Annotated in this window: 1 protein-coding gene; it reads left to right on the forward strand. The window is 49.7% G+C overall.

What is annotated here, in order from left to right; translation table 11 throughout:
- Positions 1-50: 50 nt before the first annotated feature.
- Positions 51-590 (forward strand): radical SAM protein (locus B3Z75_RS09270; RefSeq protein WP_294070641.1); only part of this gene is annotated, 540 nt, incomplete at its 3' end.

Consider the following 590-nt stretch of genomic DNA (forward strand, 5'->3'; position numbering starts at 1 on the left):
AATTTGGAATCCATAACGGAGGCTGCCGATGGGTGCAAAAAATGGAAGCAATGAAAAGAACTGATTCTGCAGATATGTACAAGACAGCGTGTTATCAGGAGCAAAAAGGCGGGGGGACTGTCCGTTGCCTTCTTTGTCCGCATGTGTGCTTGTTGCAGGAAAACGAAACGGGATTGTGCCACGCGAGAAAAAACGTGAACGGAACGCTGTATACCCTGGCCTACGGTAATCCGTGCTCGGTGAGCATGGACCCGATTGAAAAAAAACCGCTTTTCCACTTCTACCCGGGCGAAAATATCCTGTCGCTGGCTACCGCAGGATGTAACTTTCGGTGTGCCAATTGCCAAAACTGGCAAATATCGCAGGCTTCGCCGGATGAGTTGCCTCATTTCCGGTTTAACCCGCAGGAAATAATTGACAAAGCGCTCGCGTACAACACGGGACTCATCGCTTTCACCTACACGGAGCCGACGGTGTTCTACGAATATATGTACGACATTGCGGTGCTGGCACACGAAAACAAAATGAAGACGGTCATGGTGTCAAACGGGTACATTAACCGGAAGCCGTTGCTCGACCTTTGTCCTTAT

It is taken from the genome of Proteiniphilum sp. UBA1028 (assembly GCF_002316955.1).
GTDB lineage: Bacteria > Bacteroidota > Bacteroidia > Bacteroidales > Dysgonomonadaceae > Proteiniphilum.